Source organism: Paenibacillus profundus (assembly GCF_021369635.1).
In the GTDB taxonomy this organism is placed as follows: domain Bacteria; phylum Bacillota; class Bacilli; order Paenibacillales; family Paenibacillaceae; genus Paenibacillus_B; species Paenibacillus_B profundus.
Genome location: NZ_JAJNBZ010000076.1, coordinates 1 through 4,519 on the forward strand (window position 1 = coordinate 1; position 4,519 = coordinate 4,519).

Here is a 4,519-nt window from a genome sequence, read left to right on the forward strand (position 1 = left end):
TTTTATTGCTGAAAGTCCTTGTGTAGCAAGGGCTTAGATTACTGCAAAATGCTCAGTTAAATATATATTTGAATATTACTATTAAAATAATTTATTTATATAAGATGACACTCAATTACAATATTGCCAATAGCCACTAGTAACACTGACCCTCTTGTATTGTTTTCAGTTAACGTTCTGGTATTCACGAAATGGCCCAGCCTTAGATAGCTCTTATCTTAGACTGGGCCATTTGTTGTCCGAGACCTCTTCCATGATTATACATCTGACAACCAAGGGGCGATAGCCCCTACGCGTGATTACGGTGTTATCTGCTGTTGCCTCTACTTTGAATCCTCATTCAGCTCTCTAATCAGTTGTGTATCTTGTAGCGATAGTTTGCTTATCCGTTCATCAACAATGCTCTGTCCTTCAATTGAATTTATAAACTCCCTTACCTCATTTCTTATGGTATTAGTTTTATTAAATAATGAGATTTGTACTCTTTCTGTCTTGAACCCAATTAATGTTATTGCAATACCTAAGCTAACTAATGTGATGGCATCACTCAATGCATTAACTTCTTTTACAGGAATATTGATTTTTAAATTAGGTAAAACGATTATAGCTATCACTGCACCCGCAAGAAAAATTGAACGTAGGACTTTTAATGCTTTATTCAACTTAATCCCTTTCTTTTCTACTATGCCTTCGATAATAAACTCTAATAAGTCAGATAATATTAGGAATAACGCTGCAATCGAGACATATAACAACCACTTCCCAGTCGCATTTATAATTGGTGTTAGTCTTAGTGCTGATAAAACAATAAAACCTATTCCAACTGCTTTTGTGAACATTGTGGTCAAGAAATGTTCCTCCTTTTCATTTTATTGATCTTGCAATGCAATTGCAGATAACGTTCTTGTGTCTACGAGCCCGAGAGGCTTAAGGGAGCTTCAGCGACCGGGTCCGACGGACTTAGCTCGCAGGGTTGTTCGCTGATTCGACTTCTTTGCATTCCTCATCTTGCGGCGAAGCCCGCAGTGTAGATACGATGTTAGGCGAAGTCTTCTACTCCTATGAAACACCCAATAAAGTTCTAAAATGATTTTCTAATTCAACCTTAATTAAAGGTATATCTTCCTTCATTTTTCTATGGCATTCTTTCAATACAGCTCGACTTTCTTTAGCAGCTTCTAGATTATTTCTTAGATCATCAAAGTTAATCTCATAGGTTGAGTAGTCATACCATAACAGCTTTACTTGTTCAATTAATCCATCGATTATCTCACATATTATAGAATTAAAATAAATACGGTTTTCGAAATAATAATTAATAAAAGCGTTAATATCGCCTACTGCTTGCTTTGCCTTTTCGATTCTAGGTGGTTCTCCTTCAATAATTAGAGGTGAAAATAAGTTATTCATTGATAATTCTACCTTGACTAGCAATTTATAAATTTCTTTAATTGTAATTGCTTGATCTTGATGTAGTTTACTAAATCTTACTTGGTGCTCATTATTAAATTTTTGCAATTCAGCCTTATGGCTTTCTACAAGTTTCATAAGATCATTCTTCAAACCTTCTGACCTACTATTAATCCAATATGTAAAAACAGATTTGAAAACCCAAGCAGCAGTACCAAAAAAACTAACAGTACCTACTGTAAAAAAACCAAGATTTTGTATCATTTCTATGGTTTTCATCTTTGTCATCCTTTCGCGAGGATTTCGCCTAACGTTCTTGTATCTACGAATCCGAGAGGCTTAAGGCGCTCCGCGCCGGGTCCAACGGACTTGCCTCGCAGGATTGTTCTATCTTTTCTTCTTTTGATAAATGTTTTGTCATTTTTCACCTTATTTCAATCATGTTTTATAAATTATTTCGGAGCTTTCAGATAACGTTCTTGTATCTACGATCCCGAGAGGCTTAAGGAGCGAAGCGCCGGGTCCGACCGACTTAGCCTCGCAAGGTTTGTTCGCTGATTCATCTCCCTTGCTTACTACTCTTTGCGAACCAAGGGCGAAGCCCGCAGTGTAGATACGATGTTATAGGATGTCAGTGCTTTTCTTGAAAATATTAAAATCATCATTTTTTTTTACTATCGTTTCCCGTGTTACGAAAGATTCAGGCATAGCTAAACGGCCTCAGTCCCATGAAATTCAGGACGAAGGCCGCTTAACTTATTATTATTTTTGTACTGTCTGCATGACGGATTGCAGTTCACTGTCGTTTAGACCAAGCATCCGCGCTGTTAAAGCATGGATTTCGTGGATAAGCTCTGGGTTTTCCACTAGCGACATGTCATAAGAAGGAATCATTTCTTTAATTTTCGGTTCCCACGCTTTTATATGCTGCGGGAAGCATTGTTTGATTACCTTCAGCATAACGTGAACGGCGGTAGAAGCGCCCGGAGAAGCGCCAAGCAATGCAGCTATCGAGCCGTCAGCGGCACTAATAACTTCCGTACCAAATTGAAGCGTTCCTTTGCCGCCGTGAGCAGTATCTTTGATAACTTGCACACGTTGGCCCGCCACCATTAAATCCCAATCCTCGCTCTTGGCGTTCGGGACAAACTCCCGTAAATCTTTCATGCGCTTTTCTTTCGATAACATGACTTGCTGGATCAGGTACCTTGTCAATGGAACGTTTTTTGCGCCTGCCGCCAACATCGTTACGAGATTATGCGTTTTTACGGAATTTACTAAATCTAACAGGGAACCTGTTTTTAAAAACCTTGGTGAGAAGCCGGCAAACGGTCCAAAAAGCAACGATTTTTTGTTGTCAATATATCTTGTATCAAGATGCGGAACAGACATTGGAGGAGCACCAACCGGAGCTTTGCCGTATACTTTTGCATGATGCTGCTCAGCAATATCTGGATTGTTACACACCATAAATAGTCCGCTTACCGGAAAGCCTCCGATACCTTTTCCTTCAGGAATACCGGATTTTTGCAGCAAATGTAGGCTTCCTCCCCCGCCTCCAATAAAGACGAACTTTGCAGTATGGCGCTCGACGGCACCGCTATCGATATTCCGTACTTTCAATTCCCACGAGCCGTCGCTAGTACGTTTTATATTATCAACACTATGTTTGAATTTGATATCGACGTCTCTACTCTTTAGGTGATCAAGCAATAGTCGCGTTAAAGAGCCAAAGTTGACATCCGTTCCAGAATCGATTTTTGTTGCCGCTATAGGCTCATTCAATGTCCGGCCTTTCATAATAAGCGGAATCCATTCCATCAGCTTTGCCGGGTCATCGCAAAATTCCATTCCCTGAAACAGAGGATTGTTTGATAGCGCTTCAAAACGTTTTTTCAAAAACGCTACATTCTTTTCCCCTTGTACTAAACTCATATGAGGCAATGGCATAATAAAGTCCTGCGGATTACGGATCAGATTGCTGCTTACCAGATAAGCCCAAAACTGCTTTGAAACCTGAAACTGTTCATTAATTTTTATAGCTTTGCTAATATCTATGGATCCGTCCGGTTTTTCGACGGTATAGTTAAGCTCGCACAGTGCAGCATGCCCCGTTCCCGCATTATTCCATTCGTTAGAGCTTTCCTCTCCTGCATTTCCGAGCTTCTCAAACACTGTAATTTCCCAGTTCGGTGCTAATTCTTTCAGCATTGTCCCCAAAGTCGCACTCATAATTCCGGCACCAATTAAGATAACGTCTGTTTTAGTTTGTCTGTTGATCATTTTTACCGTCCTTACATGCTAATGTATTTGAAGAAAAGATATAGGCGCTCCTGTCTGCTTGGCTCAATCGTCAACCTAACCCCAGGAATACACAAAAACCAAGACCTTAACCCAACTACTTGCAAGGGTTGTGGCTTTGGTTTGCCGTTTCCAGTGAATAGCCGCCCTGCGAGCTCCTTAGTTGCGCTGTACTGCTTTTTTTGGACATGAAAAATGCTCTACGTAATAACAACGTGGTACCACCAATTTTGGATTAGCGATCATCCCCAATATGCTTTTCTCACCAACGACTTAAAAACAGCAATCTTAACAGCAGAAATCAACCTGAGAGCAGAAATCAAATGTTCTCAGGGGAAAGGAATATCTAATCTAGACCCCTTTGTTAAATTATAGATTCAAAAAGCGATTGAATCTCCTCATTTGCTGATAAATCTGGGGTGCCGTCACTCCATTTGAGGATTAATATTATCATATCATAAAAATATCCATTTGTTAGTACTGATTTTCAACATAGATGTATAGATACTAAATAAAGCCTCTGCCGTCACTTGTGACACGTTACACCGCATATCCATCGAAGGCTGTTCGCCCCGCAAAACTTTAAACTATCTCTAAAAAGTTCTCTGATAAAGATGGTGCCATTTCTGCCCCGCCTTACATGGACACAAAGTTAGTTTCATCACATTGAAACATAACGTATGGAAGATTATCGCCCGTTTGTTTAATCATGCACTGATTTCCTGTATCCGCATCTACTAGGCACAACCCGACTGATGCTAGACTAAATACTGGACACCGGAAACCGAGAGTGCGACAATAAATGCAT

3 protein-coding genes are annotated in these 4,519 nt (G+C 39.9%); all 3 read right to left on the reverse strand.

Annotated elements, in window-relative coordinates; translation table 11 throughout:
* Positions 1 to 323: 323 nt before the first annotated feature.
* A complete protein-coding gene (locus LQV63_RS31015) occupies positions 324 to 839 on the reverse strand; it encodes a hypothetical protein (RefSeq protein WP_233699624.1) in 516 nt (171 codons plus the stop codon).
* Positions 840 to 1,059: 220 nt separating this feature from the next.
* On the reverse strand, positions 1,060 to 1,689 hold the full coding sequence (locus tag LQV63_RS31020) for a hypothetical protein (protein ID WP_233699622.1): 630 nt from the start codon (positions 1,687 to 1,689) through the stop codon (positions 1,060 to 1,062).
* Between the two features lie 483 nt (positions 1,690 to 2,172).
* The gene (locus LQV63_RS31025; RefSeq protein ID WP_233699623.1) at positions 2,173 to 3,693 is read right to left on the reverse strand and encodes a malate:quinone oxidoreductase; all 1,521 of its coding nucleotides are present in this window, start codon (positions 3,691 to 3,693) and stop codon (positions 2,173 to 2,175) included.
* Between the last annotated feature and the right edge of the window lie 826 nt (positions 3,694 to 4,519).

What these genes read in the sequence shown, in the direction of transcription:
- LQV63_RS31015 (WP_233699624.1), bottom strand. Translation starts at nt 839, where the DNA reads ATGTTCACAAAAGCAGTTGGAATAGGTTTTATTGTTTTATCAGCACTA.
- LQV63_RS31020 (WP_233699622.1), bottom strand. Translation starts at nt 1,689, where the DNA reads ATGAAAACCATAGAAATGATACAAAATCTTGGTTTTTTTACAGTAGGT.
- LQV63_RS31025 (WP_233699623.1), bottom strand. Translation starts at nt 3,693, where the DNA reads ATGATCAACAGACAAACTAAAACAGACGTTATCTTAATTGGTGCCGGA.